Origin of the sequence: Natronococcus sp. (assembly GCF_047921035.1) — an archaeon.
GTDB lineage: Archaea > Halobacteriota > Halobacteria > Halobacteriales > Natrialbaceae > Natronococcus.
On the sequence record NZ_JBLRWX010000005.1, the window covers coordinates 55,844 to 73,667 of the forward strand.

The following is a 17,824-nucleotide window of genomic DNA, read 5'->3' on the forward strand; positions in this document are numbered from 1 at the left end:
ACCGTTTTTCGGGCCCTTTTGTTGAAGACCGCACACCTCGTGTGAAGTCGTCCGGTCTCGACGTACGTCTCCGGAGAGAGCGGGTCAGTGGGACGATGATAGTTCGGTGTGTCGTCGGTCGACGTCGGCAACGTCTAGAAATACGGGTCCGGCGGCAGCCGTCCGTTCTCGAACTCGAGCGGCTCGAGCGGGCCGACCTCGACGTCCTCGCGCTCGGCGAGTTCGCGGGCGATGGGTTCGGAGACGACCAGCGAGTCGGGCTCCATCGTACTCGGGATCCGGGCGGCTCGAAGCTCCTCCGGTCCCGCGATCCCGGTCGTCGAGCAGGCGACGACGAACGCGGTCGCGTCGTCGGGGACGACGAAGGGGATCTTCGCCCGATCCGTCTCGCCGCTCGTGACGATGTTGACGTACGTGTCCTCGAAGTCGATGTCCGCGACGTACTCTCGGTGGACGAAGTCTGCGAGTCCGACCCCGAGGGCGTTCCCGTGGGACGGCTCGGTCAGCGAGCGGACGTACACCCGCGTGATCGAGGGGGACTCGGGTTCGTCCTCGCCGTGGAAGGAGTAGCGCCCGAGGACGTTCGTGTCCATCCCGGTGCCGGATTTCTCCTTCCCGGCCTCGTCGACGACGAGCAGGTCGAGATCGTCGACGGGGAGCTGTGCGAAGTAGCCCCGCGCCTTCTCGAGCAGTTCGGGTTCGCGCTCGGGGATCTCGGCGGCGGGTACGCCCTCGATGTGGGCCGCGCGGTCGGCGGCGTTCTCGAGCAGGGCGATGCCGCCGACGATCGGCGTCTCCTCGAGCAGGATCCCGGCCCGGTCCTGGATCACGTCGGCGAACTCGGTGGCGATCGCCGCGTTGTGCAGCGATTCGGCCCCGCGGTGTTTCCCCAGGCCGATGACTGCGATCTTCGAGAGCCCGCTCTCGACGGCGCCGTTGAAGTCGGTGTGGACTTTCACGCGGTTCGCGAGGAGGACGGCGTCGGCCTCGAGGGCGTCCTTCGCGGCGTAGACGGGACGACCGAGTTCGTCCTCGCCGACGGCCTCGACGGCCATCGACGAGCGGATTTCACACCCCATTCGATCGGGCGTGACGCCGAGCGCCTCGAGGGTCTCGCGTTGGCCCTCGGCGGTCGCGCCGCCGTGGCTCCCCATCGCGGGGATAATGAAGGGGTCGAATCCCCGCTTCTGGAGTTCGTCGACGGCGGCGGAAAGCGTCGCGGGCATGTCGTGGATCCCGCGGCTGCCGGCCGTGACGGCGACTTCTGAACCCTTCGGAAGCGAGTCGAAGGCATCGATCTCGTCCACCGCGGCCCTGGCGGCGGCCTCGACGTCGTCGACGGACTCGAGATCGCGTTTTCGGCGGGCGACGGCGAACCGCGGCAGGTCCGCAACGGTGTGGTCGTTGGTCGCCTGCAGGACGTCGGCGTCGGGGAACTCGAGGTTCATCCCTCACCCCTGGGCGGCGCCCCGCCCCGCTCGCGTCGTCGCTCGGCCATGTCGGCGGCGACCTCGACCGCGTCGATCAGACTGGCCTCGCTGGCGATCCCTTCGCCGGCGATATCGAAGGCGGTGCCGTGGTCGACGCTGGTCCGAACGATCGGCAGCCCGATCGTGACGTTGACCCCGGAGACGGCGGCGTCGCTCGAGAAGCCCAGCGTCTTGATGGGGATGTGACCCTGGTCGTGGTACATCGAGACGACGCAGTCGTAGCTCCCGCGGGCGGCCTGGACGTAGACGGTGTCGGGCGACTCGGGCCCGTGGACGTCGATCCCCTCCGCGGCGGCGCGCTCGACGGCGGGGCGGATCTCGGCGTCGTCCGCCGAACCCAGCAGGCCGCCGTCGCTGGCGTGGGGGTTGAGGCCCGCGACGGCGATCGTCGGCTCCTCGATCCCCAGATCGCGCAGCCCCTCGTCGGTGACCCGGATCGTCTCAAGGACGTTCTCGGTCGTTACCAGGTCGCAGGCCTCCCGCAGCGGGACGTGGGTGCTGACGTGGGTGACGACGAGGTCGTCCTCGACGAGCATCATCGAGTAGTTCTCGGTGTCGGTGTAGTCGGCGAGCATCCCGGTGTGGCCGGCGTACTCGCTGCCGGCCAGCCGGGTCGACTGCTTGTTGATCGGCGCCGTCGCGATCGCGTCGATCTCGCCGTCGACGGCCAGCTCGATCGCGCGTTCGATGTACGCGAGGCTGGCCTCGCCGTAGTCCTCGCGGACGACGCCGTACTCGAGGTCGTCGACGGCGTCGAGATCGAGAACGGGAACCGCGCTCTCGGAAAACGTCGCGTCCGCGACGGCGTCGACGGCCTCGATCTCCAGGTCGGCGTCCGAGACGTCGACGCCAGCGCGCATCACGCTCGCGTCGCCGACGACGATCGGGTTCGCGTGCTCGAGCAACGCCGGGTAGGCGGCGGCGATGATCTCGCTTCCGATGCCGGCGGGGTCGCCCATCGTTACAGCGACGACTGGTCGCTCACTCTCGCTCATCGACTCGATCAAGGAAGTTCAGACAGTTAACGATACTCCTCCGGTCGCCGAACCCACCCGCCTTCGTCACGATCGGGGTTCCCGCGGCGGGGCCATTTTCGATCACGCCTTCCGGAATACCGTCGACGACCGCCTCGCCGGTGAGCTCGATCGCGCTCGCGGAGAGCTCCTCGAGGGCGGCTCGAGCGATCGCTCCGCCCGTCAGCAGCAGTCCCCTAGGTGGAGCACTCCTGGTGGTCTCCGCGGCCGCAACGCCCAGCGCCCGCGCGACCCGCGGGCCCGCCTCGACGTCGTGCTCGACTGCGGCCTCGCTCGCGCGATCTACGTCGGTTCGAGAGGTCGCCCCCGTGAGGACGGCCCGCCCGTGCTTCCGACGGATCGACTCGAGTTCCGTCGCGGCCTCCCGACCCGTTTCGCGGGGATCCGCGACGGCCGCGGCGGGATCGAGTTCGACGAGCCAGTCGTCGGGGACGGCCTCGAGCTGCTCGAGCGTGCGCTCGTTGACGCTGCCGACGATCCCGAGCACGCTCTCGCCTTCGGGGGTCGCCTTCGGGGGCGACCGCGACGAATCCGGTACCGACACCGCACTCGCCAGCCCGCCGCTGCCGACGTAGAGGACCTCGCGATCGCAGCGTCGGGCGCCCATCGCGATGGCCTCGAGGTGGCGATCGTGGACCGCGTCGCAGACGACGATCTCCGGTCCGTCACGGCCGCGATCGGCGAGCGCGGTCGCGACGGCGTCGGCCCCCTCGAGGATCGTCTCCAGGGAGAAGGTCGCGACGTCGTACTCGGAACTCTCGAACAGCGCTGGAAGGTCGGAGTCGGTGCCGTAGCCGGCGTCCTCGAGCGGCCGTCCGTCGACGAGGTGGCGACCGTTCACCGTCACACGGCCGGTTCCGGGGAAGGCGGGCGCGACGACCGCCAGCTCCCGCCCGGTGGCCGCGAGGGCGGCGTCGACCTCCCTGACGACGTTTCCCCGCAGCGTCGAGTCGATCTTCTTGTAGACGACCTCCGGAACGGGGCCGCCCTCGAGAAACGAGGAAACGGCCGCGGCGGCGGTCTCGGGCTCGAGGTCGCGGCTGTCGAGATCGACCGCGAGGACGTCCGGGTCACTCGCGGACGGTCGGTCGGTGTCGTCGGCGTTCGGCTTCGTGACGACGACCCGAACGGCACGGCCCCGTGCGGCGAACCCGTGTCCGGTGTCCATCGCGCCCGTGAAGTCGTCGGCGAGGACGAGTACGCTGCTCATGGCCACGTCTCTCGCTCCCGCGTACAAAACGGTTCACCTCGAGGACCACGAACGTTCGACGGTTCGATAGCGCCCCTATATATCAATATACATTCTATTTTAAGATGGTTGTTTCTAGTAAAGGGCGTATAAAACACGACAGCCGATGTGAAGTGGTTCGTGGACGATCACTCCGGTCGGAGTCTCAAACCCGTAGAGATCGATGTTCCGGATCGGTTTTTCCTCGAGTAAAGGGACGGGGAATCCCCACCCGAGTCGGGCGCTACCACGACCGACGGTTTGAGGGAGTAAGGCGACAGAAGAGCGGAATACACGTTGAACGAACCGATCGACTGCTTCGTTACCGGAAGCGCGATGGTATTCATTATACACACAATACTATCGCCATAGATCACATACTTCGTATGGTGATTCGGTAGCGGAATCGACGGCTAATTGTCAGTCGTCGGCCGCCGTCACCGAATCGATCGCCGAGGACGGAACCGTTCCGTCGTCGTTCCAGCCGCGAGCCTCGTAGTACTCCGAGATAGCCGCCTCGAGGTCGGGGAGGTCGTAGGGCAGCCGGTCGTCGTCTCGGTCGAAGCCGCGCTGGTTGTTGAAGTGGCGCTCGAGTTCGACCGTTCGCGCACCGATCTCGAGGAGGTCCTCGTGGTCGGCGTCGAACAGCGCCCCCAGGCGCTCGTCGGTGACGTACCCGCTGCCGAACGCACAGACGATTCCCGTATCCCGAAACGCGGCTTCGTTCTCGCCCTCGACGAGCGCCTCGGCCTTGCCGAGCGTTCCCTCGGGATCGATTCGGCCGCCGTACTCGGCGGACATCACGCGGGACTCGTACATGTGATCGCCGCCGCGGTTCGCGACGGCGTAGGAGAGGCCCTGTCCGTTGAGCACGCGCCCGTCGTGTGCGGCAAGCTCGAGGCCCTTGACGGCGTAGCTGTCGACGCCCAGTTCGTCGTGACAGCGCTCGACGCCCTCGGCGAGCAGGTCGCCGATCCCCTCCCGGGAGGCGATCCGCTCGGTTACGTCGTGGGCGAGTTCCGCGTTGCCGAACTCGTCCTGGCTCGCGAGGTAGGCCGCGACGGTGACGCCCGCGGAGATAGTGTCCATCCCGAGGGTGTCACAGAGGTCGTTGCTCTTCATGACGTCGACGATGTCGCCGACGCCTTGCAGGGAGCCAAAGGCGTAGACCGTCTCGAACTCCGGGCCTTCCGTCTCGAGTCCGCTCTCCTCGTCTCGAGTCGGCAGTTTGCAGGCGTACGCACAGGCCGAACAGGCGCCTTTCTTGTACTTCTTGTCTTCGACGGCGTCGCCGCCGATCGCGTCGGCGTGTTCGAACTTGTACGCCTCGAAGTACCGGGTCGGCAGCGAGAAGGCCTCGTTGATCATCTCGGTGTTACCGGTCGTCCCCTGTCGGCGCATCAGGTCCTCGGACTGGGCCGCCTCGCTGTGGATATCCATCTCCGGGGGGTCCGGAATCTCGACCGGCGGGGCCGCGTCGCCCGCGAACGTGACGCACTTGACGTTCTTCGAGCCCAGAACCGCCCCCAGCCCGCCGCGGCCGAACGCGCGGTGATCGTACGTCATCACGGAGGCGAACCGAACCCGGTTCTCGCCGGCCGGACCGACGGCGATGCAGTGGTCGGAGCCGAGGTCGTGGCGCTCTTCCAGGTAGTCGGAGGTTTCCGGGACCGTCGCCCCCTCGAGTTCCGGTACCGCCTCGAACTCGACGCCGTCCTCGGTGACGTGGACGGCCAGCAGCTCGTCGCTCTCGCCGACGATCTCGAGGACGCTGTATCCCGTCTCGACGAAGTTCCGCGAGAGGTAGCCGCCGGCGTTCGTCGAGACGAGCCCGTCGGTCAGCGGCGACAGCCCCGTCATGTTCATCCGACCGGTAAACGACATCTTCGACTGCTGGAGGGGGCCGGTCGAGAGGTAGAGCCGGTTTTCCGGTCCGAACGGATCCGCCTCGAACGGGATGCGGTCGTGAGCCAGCGCCGTCGCGACGGCCCGGCCGCCGACGCACGCCTCGAGCTGTTCGTCGATGGTCGTCTCGGTCGCGGTTCGCTCGCCGACGTCGACGGTCAGCAATGGACCCTTCGCACGGAGCATGCGTGATCAATCACGAATGAGTGGCTTAAACGTTCGCCGGCGTTTCGTGGCGGGCGGGGTTCAGCGTGCGCCCTCCCGTTTCATCCACCTGCTCACCAGTTCCTTCAGAAGATATTCATGTGATCGAATGGTTCCGGGCGCATGGAGTCGCTCAGCAGACGGCAGCTCCTCGGCGCCCTCGGTGCCGGCGCTGCGGGACTTGCCGGAGGCGGATACTGGTTCGTTCGCGACTCCGGCGCGCTGGACTGCCCGGAGTATCTCGAGCCGGCCCGGGAGTTCCGGGAGTCGACGTTCGACGCCTGGTCGGAATCGGTCGTCGACGACGGGACGGTCTTCGTCGGCGGCGGGGCGGGAATCACGCGGAGGAGCTCCGGGTCCCGAATGTTTCGACTGCTCGCGCTCGAGCCGAGCGGGGAGCCGAAGTGGGTTACCAGGCGCGAACTCGCGGGCGGGATCGGACGCCCCCGACCGACCGACGACCGCGTGTTCGCATCGACCGGCGCGAACAGGCTGCTCGCGTTCGACCGCGTGACCGGACAACTCGAGTGGGTATTCGACGCGGGTGGCAACGTCGAGGGCCACATGGGCGTCGCGACGCTCGTCCACGATGACGTCGTCGTCGCCTCCGTCAACGACCCGAATCACGACGCGCTCGAGGGATCGAACGCCGTCGTCGGCGTCTTGGCGAACGGTGGCGAACCCCGGTGGGCAATCGAGCTCGAGGCGCCAGTCTCGAACGGGCTCGCGCTGCTCGAGGGAACGGTTGTCGTCGCCACGCGGGAGGGAACCGTGATCGGTGTCGATCCCGCGACGGGCGGCCGACAGTGGGAGACCGACCTCGAGGGAACTCTGGGCTGGGGCTCCAGGCCGGTTTCGTTCGCCGGGAACGCGTGGCTCCCCCGCGAAGACGGGACGCTGGTCGCGTTCGATCCGGAAAGCGGATCGATTCGGGGCCGGATTTCCAGCGACCGGACGGACGACGTCCGGGACGACGAGACCGACGGCTTCGTGCAGGCAGTCCAGGGCACCGACGACGCGTTGTACGTCGGCGACCTGAACGGGACCGTAACCGCGTACGGCGCCGATCGGTCCGAGCGGTGGCGCTACGAGGGTCCCGCACGGATCGCCGCGCTCGAGGCGGGAGCCGACGCCGTCGGCGTCCTCGACCAGCGCGGCGTCTACACCGAACTCGAGCCGGGAACGGGGGACGCGTCTCGAGCGTTCCTGCTCGCCGACGTTCGAGACGACGACCGGTGTGGTCACGCCCCTTCGGATAGACGCTTCGGCGGGTTCGCCACGATCCGGCACACGCTCGTGGTCACCGGTCGGGTGATGTTCGGAGCGAGAGCGTACCGACTTCCACGGCCTCGGTGAGTTCGAAGCTACACATACTTAGAGAAGAATTAACGCCAGTAGTGTCTGTTAAACTCGAACTCACTGTCCCGGGTATCTTCCGCGAGATGTTTCACGAGTCCACTTTTCCCGATTTTGATTAGTGATATTTAAGGAACGTATCACTACCGGCTAATTACTGTATAACAAAGAAACTGTTCGAGGATCTTACCAGTATCGATGACCGAGAAATCCAACGGCCGACGACGGTTCCTCGCCGCCTCCAGTGCGACGGCGTTCGCGGCTGTGGCCGGGTGCATGGACCAGATGAACTCCGCGCTTCCGAACGGCGGGGACGGCAACGGCGACGACGACGACGACGGTAACGGCGAGGAGACGAACGGTACCGAACCGGGAACCGAAGACGACGTCGAATCGCCCGAACTCGCGGTCGAAACGGAGTACGACAGCCGCGAGGAGTTCCACCAACCGGGCGAACAGCTCGTGGATTTCGAAGCGATGGACGACTGGGAGGTCGTCGACGGGACGGCCGAACCGGACGAGGGAACGTACTTCGACGGCTCCCAGAGTCTCAGGCTGACGGCCGAAGACGGAGGAAACGCCGTCGTGGAAACCGAGATCGAGACGACGGACATGACCGACCTCGACCTCTCGATGGCCGTTCGAACGTCGACGCCGGGCAACGTCGCGATCGATATCCAGCTCCTGGATCTCTACGGCGGGTACGCCAGCCACCAGCTCCGCTCGGTCACGTACCGCACGTCGGACGTCGGCTGGTTTCGAACCTGCCCCGGCCTCTTCGAACAGAGTTCGACCCCGCTCGAGCGCGACGCCATCGATACGGTCCGGATCACCGTCCACAACACCGGCGACGCGGAGGTCTGGGTCGACGACGTGCGCACCCACCCGAAACCCGAGAAGGGGTACGTGGTGCTGTGCTGGGACGACGGGTTCGAGGATTTCTACGAGACGGCGAGTCCGATGCACGACGAGTACGGCGTCAATGCGGTTCAGGCCGCCGTTCGTCAGTGGACGAGAGGCCAGCGCGACGGGATCATGACGATCGACCAACTCAGGGAGCGCCAGGAGGCCGGCGACCAGATCGTCGCGCACGGAACCCACACCGAGTTTACCGACCTCAGCGACGAGAACCTCGAGGACAGACTGCGCACGGACAAGAACTGGGCCGTCAACGCCGAACTCGAGGGCGGCCACTACATCGTCTTCCCGCACAACGACTTCGACGATCGGGTGCTCGATATCGTCTCGAACTACTACTACGCGGGCGGGTTCAACCAGGCCGGCGACGTCAACCTCACCGGCGTCGCCGGCTTCGATCCGCTGGCGATGCCCCGGACGATCGGCCACGACCTGGGGATCGCCAAGCGGTGTATCGACCGCGCCGCGGCCCACCGTCAGTGTACGATCCTGAACTTCCACGCCTTCGATCAGCACAACACGGTGTCCGAATCGGAGTACGAGGAACTGCTCGAGTACATCGACGGGAAGGGCGACGACGTCGAAGTGATCGACTTCGACGACCTTTGGACGATGCGCCGAAGCGGACACTGAGCGAACGCGGTGCCGGCTCGTCCGCCGGTGGCCGACGGAGGTCGCAAGACTCAATACCGCAACCGAGCGTTCACCGCTCGTGGATTATCGATCGACGGTGACGGACGCGATCGCCGACCTCCGAAGCGACGGACGCGGGAAGATCCTGCTCGCCGTCGCCTTCGGCTGGTTCCTGTCGATCAGCGTTCGGATGATCTACCCCACGCTGTTGCCACACATCCGCGGGTCCTACGGGCTCACGCTCACGACCGCCGGCTTCCTCCTGACGGTGCTGTGGATCGCGTACGCGTTCGGACAGCTTCCCGGCGGCATCCTCGCCGACTGGGCCGGGGAGCGCATCCTGCTGATCGTCAGTTCCGTGCTCGCGGCGACGATGCTCGCCCTCGTCGTCCTCGCGGACTCGGCGTTCGTCCTCTTTGCTGCGACGGCCCTGTTCGGGGCCGGAACCGCCCTGTACGGCGTCTCCCGCTTTACGATTCTCGACAAGGTGTACCCGGACCAGCTCGGTACGGCGACGGGCGCGACGATGGCCGCCGGCGACGTCGGAAACGCGGTGATGCCGCCGCTCGCGGGGTTGCTTGCGGTCACGGCCGGCTGGCAGTACGGGTTCGGGTTCGCCGTCCCCCTCTTTGCGGTCGCCGCGGTCGGGCTCTGGTGGACGCTTCCGAGCCAGCCGACCGCGTCGACGCCGTTGCGCGAGCAGTTCGCGCTTGAGGACGTCGCCCCGACGCTCTCGCAGCCGGTGGTGCTTCGCGGAACTCTGTTGCTCGTGCTGTGGGGGGTGATCATCCAGGCGTTCATGGGGTTCTACCCGACGTACCTGATCGACGAACGGGGGTTCTCGGCGCAGACGGCGGCCGCCCTGTTCGGCTTTTTCTTCGCGCTCGGAATTCTGTTGAAGCCGATCGCCGGCCGCGCCTACGACGGCCTGGGCGTCCGAGTCCCGCTGCTGGCGGTCGTGAGTTCTGCCGGGCTAGCCCTCGTCGTGCTTCCCTTCGTCGGGACCGTTCCAGGATTCGTCCTCGTAACCGTGTTCGCGAGTAGCCTCCTCGGATTCGAGACGGTCGTGATCTCCGATCTCACGCAGCGACTGCCCGACGGAACGCAGGGAACGAACCTGGGTGCGCTCCGAACCGTCTACCTCGCGATCGGTGCGGCGAGCCCGGTCGCGTTCGGCGCGGTCGCCGAGCGCGGTTACTTCGACGAGGCGTTTCTCGGCATCGGCGCTCTCGCGGGCGTAATCTTTCTGATCGTGTTCGCCTCGATCGATTACTAACCGCCGGGTTTGATCTATGTTGACGTTTCTCGAAACACTGCTTCGCAAATGACTATTGGTGACGGAACCCAAAATAGTACTTTATGCCTGCAGTTCCCTTATCCGTGTATGAGGACAAAACCCTATCTTCCGGGCACTCCTGATGTAGAACCGTACGAACCGCTTCTCCAGCGCCAGACCGCTCTGCTCGCGTTCGTCGTCGCGTTCGCGCTCCTCGTTTCGACCGGTCTCGCGCTCGACGTCTACTTCGGTTACTAAGACTCTCCAGCCGTTCCATCGGAGGACGGCGATGAGCGCGTCTCTCTCTGTCGCTTTCGGCGAGTTCGGATCCGGTCTCCGGCCGAACGCCGCTTTCAGTTCTCGAGTCCGAAGCAGCGCCTCGAGCGATCACTCCTCGCCGTCGAGGTCGACATGGCCGCCCTCGTCGCGGACCGTGTTGACCTCCGTGTCCTGACAGTAGCCGTCCGGACCGAAGTGGATCTCGATGGTCCGTACCGTCGAGATCTCTCCGGTCGGCGACCCGGACGGAACAGATTCATATGTTAACGTGCATCATATACGAGGATGGATCCGGGGGAGTTCGTCCGTGCGACCCGGCAGGACCGTAACCGCGCCGAGTTCGTCCGCCGAGTCGACGAGCAGGCCGACGCGCTTCGAGAGCAGTTCGCCGCGGGCGCGTTCGAGGGTAGGTTCCGCATCGGGCTCGAGCTCGAGGGATACGCCGTCGATTCCGCGGGACGGCTCGCGGCGGTTCCCGAGCCCGCGTTCGACGGCGTCTGCGAGCGCGAACTCGGGCGGCACAACGCGGAGGTGAACACGCCCGCCTCCCGGTTCGATTCGGCGGGGCTCGAGACCCAGGCCGTCGAACTCGCCGATCGCGTCGGCGCGGTCGGTCGGGTGTGCGAACGCGAGGAGCTGCGGTTCGTCACCGACGGCGTGTGGACGATCCCCTCGCCGGAGGGCGCTCGAGCCTACCTGAGCGCGGTCGACCGCAACCGGGACGGGACCCCCGTTCCGACGAACGTCGCACCCAGGCCGCGCTACTACGCCCTCGATGCGGATATTACCGCTCACGGGCCGGTCGAACTCGACGTAGCCGGCTGTCGGCGGTCGTTCCCGACGATCCTCGTCGAGTCGCTCGCCGCCTCGATGCAGGTCCACCTCCAGGTGCCGACCCCGCGCTTTCCAGACTACTTCAACGCCGCGTTGCGCACGGCGGGGCCGGTGCTCGCGCTGGCGGCGAACGCGCCGCTGCTGCCGGCGGAGCTCTACGACGACGTCGGGGCGGCCCTCGAGGGTCCGGTCGAACTCCGGATACCGGTGTTCGAGTCGATGAACGTCCGCGATCCGGGGAAGGTCCGCTTTCCTCGGGATCTCGAGACGGCGGCCGACGCGATCGATCGGATCGTCGCGGACCGGCCGTGCGTGCCGGCCCTGCGCGAGTGGCTCGTCGAGGAGCCCCGCGACGGGTTCGCCGACGACTACTGGGAGCTGTTGCACAAGCAGGGCACCTGCTGGCGGTGGATCCGACCGATCCTCGGTCCCGAGGGGCCGCGCCTCGAGTACCGCCCCCTCGCGGCCCAACCCACCGTCGCGGACGCGATCGGCCTCCAGACGCTGGTCGTCGGCCTCGTCCACGGCATCGTCGCGACCGACCACCCCGTAGCGACGCTGCCCTGGGCGGCCGCCCGCGAGTCGTTCTACGCGGCCGCCGAGGACGGGCTCGAGGCTGATCTCGAGTGGATCACCCGCGACGGAATCCGAACGGGCGAGCCGGCCGAGATCTACGAGGAGCTGTTCGTGCTGACCCGGCGCGGGCTCGACGACCGGGGCATCGATCCCGACCGCGTCGACGCCCTGCTCGAGCCGATCGAGGCGCGGTGGGCGGCCCGGACGTCCCCGAGCGGGTGGAAACGCCGCGAGGTCCGACGCCGGCTCGAGGAGGGGGCGGATTTCGAGAGCGCAGTAACGGGGATGCAACGGGCGTACATCCGCCGGGCGACGGCCGACGGGCCGTTCGTCGCGTGGCTCGAGTGAGGGAGTCGCTGCGTGTCTCTCTCTGTCGAACCAGGGGGTACTTACGTCTGGGGCGTCACCGTCCGAGTAACCGAAAGAGGCGCTGTCCTTGGCACAGTCGGGAACAGGGTAACGCCAAGGACGTGAATTCTCACGTCACCGGCCGTTTCGTTCCTCGACCGCAGCCGTTCCGCTGCGGGGCTGTCCGCTGGGACTGCTCTGATCGGGTCTACCAATGGAAATCGAAATTGCAACGATTGGCGGATACGAGGAAGTCGGCCGACAGATGACCGCGGTTCGTGCCGGCGACGACATCGTGATCTTCGACATGGGGCTGAACCTGTCGAAGGTCCTCATTCACGACAACCTCCGGACCGAGGGGATGCACAGTCTTGATCTGATCGACATGGGTGCCATTCCCGACGATCGGATCATGAGCGACCTCGAGGGCGACGTGCAGGCGATCGTCCCGAGCCACGGCCACCTGGACCACATCGGCGCCATCTCGAAGCTGGCCCACCGCTACGACGCGCCGGTCGTGGCGACGCCGTTTACCTGCGAACTGGTCCGCGAGGAGGTCGAGGACGAACAGAAGTTCGGCTTCGACAACGATATCGTCGAGATGGACGCCGGCGAGACGATGTCGATCGGCGACCACGGCTGCGAACTCGAGTTCGTCAACGTCACCCACTCGATCGTCCAGGCGATCAACCCGGTCTTGCACACGCCCGAGGGAGCGATCGTCTACGGGCTGGACAAGCGCATGGACCACACGCCCGTTATCGGCGACCCGATCGACATGGAACGGTTCCGCGAGATCGGTCGCGAAGGCGACGGCGTGCTGTGTTACATCGAGGACTGTACCAACGCGAACAAGAAGGGCCGAACCCCCAGCGAGAGCGTCGCCCGCGAACACCTGCGGGACGTCCTCTACAGTATGGAGGACTACAACGGCGGGATCGTCGCCTCGACGTTCTCGAGTCACATCGCGCGGGTCAAATCCATCATCGAGTTCGCGCGGGAGATCGGCCGTCAGCCGATCCTGCTCGGGCGCTCGATGGAGCAGTACTCCGGGACCGCAAAGCGGATCGGCGTCGACTTCCCCTCGGACGTCGAGATGGTCGGCTACCGCCAGTCCATCGACCAGACCCTGGAGCGAATCATGAACGACGGCAAGGGCAACTTCCTGCCGGTCGTCACCGGCCACCAGGGCGAGCCGCGAGCGCTGCTCACCCGGATGGCCCGCGGCGAGACCCCCTACGACCTCGAGGAGGGCGACAAGGTCGTTTTCTCGGCTCGAGTCATCCCCGAGCCCACGAACGAGGGCCAGCGCTACCAGGCCGAGAAGTTACTCGGTATGCAGGGCGCCCGCATCTACGACGACGTCCACGTCTCGGGTCACCTCTGTCGGGAGGGCCACTACGAGATGCTCGACGCCCTGCAGCCTCAGCATCTCATCCCCGCTCACCAGAACATGAGCGGCTTTTCGGGGTACGTCGACCTCGCAGCCAACCAGGGGTACAAGATGGGACGTGATCTCCACGTCACCCACAACGGGAACATCATCCAGTTGGTGTAGACGACGACTCCGGCGGTTCGATACTCTCGATCGTAGCGGACCCACGTCTTATAAACACCGCGTCCACGTTCGTCGTTCGAGGGCTGCAGTCGCTCTCCGTTCGAAACAAACGGAGAGTGGTTCATACGGATTGCTGTAACGATTTACCGGCGCAACCGCCGCACGGGTCGCGGTTGCGCCGGTAATGACTTACAGTAAACCGTATCAGTCGGCGAACGTGTCGACCACGGTTCCGGCATTCGAACAGGAGCTGTAGTAGTAGCCGTCGTCCTCCGAGAGTAACCCCCAGTCGAGCCAGCTGCCCTCGTAGTTCCGACACTCCTCCCAGCCGAGCTGTTGCATCACGAACCAGCCGACCGAGCCCCGGACGGCCGTCGTACAGTAGCTGATCGTCTCCTCGCGGGGATCGAGGCCGGCGTCCTCGAACCACAACTGTTCGAGTTCCTCGGGCGAACGCAGCCGCGCGCCGTCGTCGACGAGGTTCTGCGGGAAGTCGACGTTGATCGCGCCGGTGATGTGGCCGTGACGGGTCACGCGGTCGTCGTCGTCCTTCCCGCGATACTCCTCGGGGCTCCTGTTGTCGACCAGCTGGACGTCGGCGCCGTCCTCGTGGACCCGCTCCGCGACGCGTGCGCGCGTTGCGACGACGTCCGTGTCGAGTTCGGGTTCGTACCGTGCGGACTCGACGTCGGGGGTTCCGGTCTCGATCGCTCCGTCGGCGGCCTCCCAGACGGCGTATCCGCCGTCGAGCAGGGCGACGGTTCCGTCGTGGCCGATCGCCCGGAGCGTGTAGATCGCGTACGTCTCCCAGAGGTTCGACCCCTCGCCGTAGACGACGACGTCGTCGTCGGGCTCGATTCCGGCGTCGGCCGCAATCTCGGCGATCACCTCCGGCGAGGCCTCGTAGCCGTCGTCGGTCTCCTCGTAGTGATCCCGCATCAACTCGGTGTCGGGGAGCCGGTGGGCGCCCGCGACGTGACCCTCGGTAAACGCGGACTCGTCTCGCACGTCGAGCAGCCTCACGGATTCGAGGTTGTCCTCGAGCCAGCCGCTGTCGACGACGTCCTCGAACTCGGCGGCCGCCGGGGTCGCGTAGTTCTCCGGGTCGTCCTCGCGGAGCGTGCTGAGACAGCCGGCTATCGCCGCGGTAGCGGCCGCGCCCGTGGCACGGAGAAGTGTTCGTCGTGACGGTGATCCGGTATTCATCGTCGTCTCCTCCGCGCTGTGTGTATAACGGGGTTTCGCAGTCGGTCCCACCGTTCGAACGACTGAGCTGGATCGCCGCGGGACCCACGACGGGTCGTCGAGCGAACGAACCGTTCAGTGATCGAACTGGTTGACGACCAGCTGCGGAACCCAGAACGGCCCGGCTGGGGCCCCAGGTCCGGTTGTCGTAGTGGTAGGCGACGACGAAGAAGAACTCGCTCGGAATCTCGTGGAGCGGCGCCTGCGTGATCGGGATCTCGTCGCCGCTCTCGGCCGGCGGCAGGGTCAGCTCGTCGGGGTGGTCGACGGCCTCGAGCGTGTACCGGCCGTCGCCGTCCGCGGCGACCATCGGGGCCGAGTTCGATCCGTCGTCCTCGATACGGGAATCCGTCCTCGTGATCGTCCGCGCTAGCGGTACCGGCTGCGCCGAGGCCGACCGCGCTGGTGCCGAGGACGCCGAGGGCGGTCCGGCGCGTGACGGGTGAGAAACGGTTCGATCCGGTGTCGCGTTCTGATACGGACTATCGTAGTTCTTTACCGGTGATCGCTGTCCCCGCCCGAGCGATCACCGGTAGAACGCTACAACAATCCGTATGAGGTATCGTCGTTCGTGATAGGTCTGCGACTCGAAGTAAGGGAGAAGAGTAGGGAAGAGTCTACGCGGTCGTCTACGAACCTTTCTTAACCGAGAAATCTACATTATTGTTCGATCTCGCCTGGCCGACGCCAACTGCGCTCGTCGCAGCAGCCGTCAGTCCGACACGCCGCATAAAAGACTGACTTAGTGAAAGGCGACAGTTAGGCGGGACGGAGCCGACCGACGCAGTTCCGACAGTACGTGTAGAAGGGGTCGTTCTCGGTCTCGCAGGTCGGACAGATACCCGGTGCGAGCGGTTGGGACTCGACCGGTCGCTCGTGGGTCTGACTCCAGTACTCCACGCCGGCGGGTTGGTACCCGCCGGACGCGAGCCCGTCGATGGAGTTCTCGCCGTCGCCGGAGTCGGGAGCGGTGTCGTCGTTCTCGGTGTCGCGCTGGCGAACCAGAAGTCGGGCCCACCACGCGCCGAGCAGGATGACCACCACTGCGATGATGATGGTGTCCATGGTATGTCTGGACGTACCTCTCGAGAATACTTAGCACATTTCGTGCCGAGCGTGACTGTCATCGCCGGCGTTCCGTAGTCGAGGCGAAAGCTCCGAGTGCGGGTGACAAAACAACGGGATGGAGTTTTATTTTTGCGCACACCGAACCAGCGGTATGGCCTCCCACGTACTGATTCCCGTCGACGACTCCGATCGATCGACGGCCGCCCTCGAGTTCGCCCTCGAGGAACACTCCTCGGCGAAGCTCACGGCGTTGCACGTGATCGATCCAGGCGACGTTTACACGGCGACCGGACTCGAGACCGGGACGCTGTCGAACTACGAACGGGTCCGCAACGAGCACGAAACGCAGGCGGAGAACCTGCTCGAAACCGCACGGAGACGGGCCGAAGACGCCGGCGTCGAACTCGAGACCGAGTACGTTATCGGCGACGTCTCGGAGACGATCGTCGACTTCGCCGAGGACCGCGACGTGAATCACGTCGTGCTCGGCAGCCACGGCCGAACCGGTGCGAGTCGAATCCTGCTGGGCAGCGTTGCCGAGACGGTCGCCCGACGATCGCCAGTTCCGGTGACGATCGTCCGGTGAGCGTTCGGCTGAGTTCGTGACAATTGTTTTACGTTCGTTCGAACGACCGACCGTGGATCGGTTCGACGAGTTGTAGGGACGGTCCCGTTGCAGAGAACGGCCACCGAGCGCGCTGCTGGCGGCGAAGGAGCGATCTCCCCGCCCGGTCCGTCCAGGTCCGATCGACCGGTTCGTCGCCGTCAGCTCCTCCCGTCTTGTCCGCATCCCGGTACGACTGTTCGAGGAGTTCCTCGCGAACGGCGGCACACCCATCGCAGCCGGCGCGGTGTTCGCGTGCAGCGAGTCGTACGTCTTTGCGCGCGAACTCGAAATCGGGGCCGAACGCTGGACGACTGAGATTCCCGACGGGATGGAGCAGCTCGTCGACTACGACCCGATCATCGCAGCCGAGGGCCACGTTGCCGTTGCCATGGACGACGGTGAGGGGCCGTATTCGGACGACGTCGTCCTCTACGACGCTGAAACCGGCGAGGAAGGAGAGTGGTACGACGGAGACAGGCCGGCGACGATCACCGAAGATCGGGTCTACACGAACCCGACGTACGACGCGGCCGGTTTCGACCGCGAGACGGGCGAGCAGGTGTGGGATCCCGACCAGCCGATCAAACACGCCCAGCAGCCGGTCGTCGCGGCCGACGGCATCTACGTGGGTATCGACGGCAGTCAGGAGACAGAAGGGCAGGACGAACACGGCCTGTTCGTGTTCGACGAGGACGGCTCCGTGAGGTGATCCGTCGTTCCGGACGCCCCGGAGCGGGTCGCTCGGCTGGACGCGACTCTCGTCGAGGGAACCGTCTACGGGCAAGGGACCGACCGACTGCTCGCGATTCGCACGGAGGCCGAACTCGAGGTGCGTGAGGACGACGGCGAGGAATCGGGTTCGTACCGGACGCCTCCTGGGCGCACTCTTCGCATCCCTAACTGCGGCAGATCGAGGCGTAAGCACTGCGTTGACCGGGGAGGAGATCGGACCGTGACTCGCCGTCGGCCGCTTCAGCGTTCGGTCGTTCCCCAACCGAAAGCCGGAAAATCCGGATCGCGAGCGACGAACACCCCCGATAGTGGCGAACCATCCCATTTATTCATCTAGTCACCGGTATATTTTTTATCTATGAACATACATTGATTTCATGGATCGTAGAAAGTTCCTAATTGGTGCAACGGGTGCAGCAGCCGTGGTGGCCGGCTGTAGCGGCAACGACGAAGACGACGACACCGCGCCCGAGGACGACGGGGCGACGGACGACACGACGGACACCGACGAGAGCGACGACGTCGGCAACGGA

15 protein-coding genes are annotated in these 17,824 nt (G+C 65.9%); 9 read left to right on the top strand and 6 right to left on the bottom strand.

Annotated features, from left to right (window positions below; translation table 11 throughout):
* Positions 1–134 precede the first annotated feature (134 nt).
* The 4 genes from ACNA7R_RS02320 to ACNA7R_RS02335 form a co-directional block, all read right to left on the bottom strand.
* The gene (locus tag ACNA7R_RS02320; RefSeq protein WP_416281925.1) at positions 135–1,448 is read right to left on the bottom strand and encodes a DUF362 domain-containing protein; all 1,314 of its coding nucleotides are present in this window, start codon (positions 1,446–1,448) and stop codon (positions 135–137) included.
* Complete coding sequence (pdxA, locus tag ACNA7R_RS02325; protein ID WP_416281926.1) at positions 1,445–2,485, bottom strand: 4-hydroxythreonine-4-phosphate dehydrogenase PdxA; 1,041 nt, start codon at positions 2,483–2,485, stop codon at positions 1,445–1,447. The genes ACNA7R_RS02320 and pdxA overlap by 4 nt, the downstream gene beginning before the upstream one ends.
* Entirely contained in the window at positions 2,472–3,734 is a 1,263-nt protein-coding gene (locus tag ACNA7R_RS02330) for a four-carbon acid sugar kinase family protein (RefSeq protein WP_416281927.1), read from the bottom strand. The genes pdxA and ACNA7R_RS02330 overlap by 14 nt, the downstream gene beginning before the upstream one ends.
* Before the next feature lie 438 nt (positions 3,735–4,172).
* A complete protein-coding gene (locus tag ACNA7R_RS02335; RefSeq protein WP_416281928.1) occupies positions 4,173–5,843 on the bottom strand; it encodes an aldehyde ferredoxin oxidoreductase C-terminal domain-containing protein in 1,671 nt (556 codons plus the stop codon).
* Between the two features lie 141 nt (positions 5,844–5,984).
* Here ACNA7R_RS02335 and ACNA7R_RS02340 point away from each other — a divergent pair, with 141 nt between their 5' ends.
* From ACNA7R_RS02340 to ACNA7R_RS02365, 6 genes are all read left to right on the top strand, one after another.
* On the top strand, positions 5,985–7,217 hold the full coding sequence (locus tag ACNA7R_RS02340; RefSeq protein ID WP_416281929.1) for a PQQ-binding-like beta-propeller repeat protein: 1,233 nt from the start codon (positions 5,985–5,987) through the stop codon (positions 7,215–7,217).
* A gap of 198 nt (positions 7,218–7,415) precedes the next feature.
* Positions 7,416–8,768, top strand: a complete 1,353-nt coding sequence (locus tag ACNA7R_RS02345) for a polysaccharide deacetylase family protein (RefSeq protein WP_416281930.1) — start codon at positions 7,416–7,418, stop codon at positions 8,766–8,768.
* A gap of 79 nt (positions 8,769–8,847) precedes the next feature.
* A complete protein-coding gene (locus ACNA7R_RS02350) occupies positions 8,848–10,044 on the top strand; it encodes an MFS transporter (RefSeq protein ID WP_416281931.1) in 1,197 nt (398 codons plus the stop codon).
* 108 nt (positions 10,045–10,152) lie between these two features.
* Entirely contained in the window at positions 10,153–10,302 is a 150-nt protein-coding gene (locus tag ACNA7R_RS02355) for a hypothetical protein (RefSeq protein WP_416281932.1), read from the top strand.
* Positions 10,303–10,608: 306 nt separating this feature from the next.
* Entirely contained in the window at positions 10,609–12,081 is a 1,473-nt protein-coding gene (locus ACNA7R_RS02360; protein WP_416281933.1) for a hypothetical protein, read from the top strand.
* 214 nt (positions 12,082–12,295) lie between these two features.
* The gene (locus tag ACNA7R_RS02365) at positions 12,296–13,639 is read left to right on the top strand and encodes an RNase J family beta-CASP ribonuclease (protein WP_416281934.1); all 1,344 of its coding nucleotides are present in this window, start codon (positions 12,296–12,298) and stop codon (positions 13,637–13,639) included.
* Positions 13,640–13,843: 204 nt separating this feature from the next.
* On the opposite strand, the gene ACNA7R_RS02370 is transcribed toward ACNA7R_RS02365, so the two are convergent.
* Positions 13,844–14,845, bottom strand: a complete 1,002-nt coding sequence (locus tag ACNA7R_RS02370; protein ID WP_416281935.1) for a sulfurtransferase — start codon at positions 14,843–14,845, stop codon at positions 13,844–13,846.
* A gap of 245 nt (positions 14,846–15,090) precedes the next feature.
* Here ACNA7R_RS02370 and ACNA7R_RS02375 point away from each other — a divergent pair, with 245 nt between their 5' ends.
* Complete coding sequence (locus tag ACNA7R_RS02375; RefSeq protein WP_416281936.1) at positions 15,091–15,330, top strand: hypothetical protein; 240 nt, start codon at positions 15,091–15,093, stop codon at positions 15,328–15,330.
* Positions 15,331–15,643: 313 nt separating this feature from the next.
* Here ACNA7R_RS02375 and ACNA7R_RS02380 read toward each other — a convergent pair whose 3' ends face one another.
* Positions 15,644–15,949, bottom strand: a complete 306-nt coding sequence (locus ACNA7R_RS02380; RefSeq protein ID WP_416281937.1) for a hypothetical protein — start codon at positions 15,947–15,949, stop codon at positions 15,644–15,646.
* Positions 15,950–16,103: 154 nt separating this feature from the next.
* On the opposite strand from ACNA7R_RS02380, the gene ACNA7R_RS02385 reads away from it, so the two are divergent.
* Together ACNA7R_RS02385 and ACNA7R_RS02390 are read left to right on the top strand one after the other, a co-directional pair.
* Complete coding sequence (locus ACNA7R_RS02385) at positions 16,104–16,538, top strand: universal stress protein (protein ID WP_416281938.1); 435 nt, start codon at positions 16,104–16,106, stop codon at positions 16,536–16,538.
* A gap of 265 nt (positions 16,539–16,803) precedes the next feature.
* On the top strand, positions 16,804–17,268 hold the full coding sequence (locus ACNA7R_RS02390; RefSeq protein ID WP_416281939.1) for a hypothetical protein: 465 nt from the start codon (positions 16,804–16,806) through the stop codon (positions 17,266–17,268).
* Positions 17,269–17,824 lie beyond the last annotated feature (556 nt).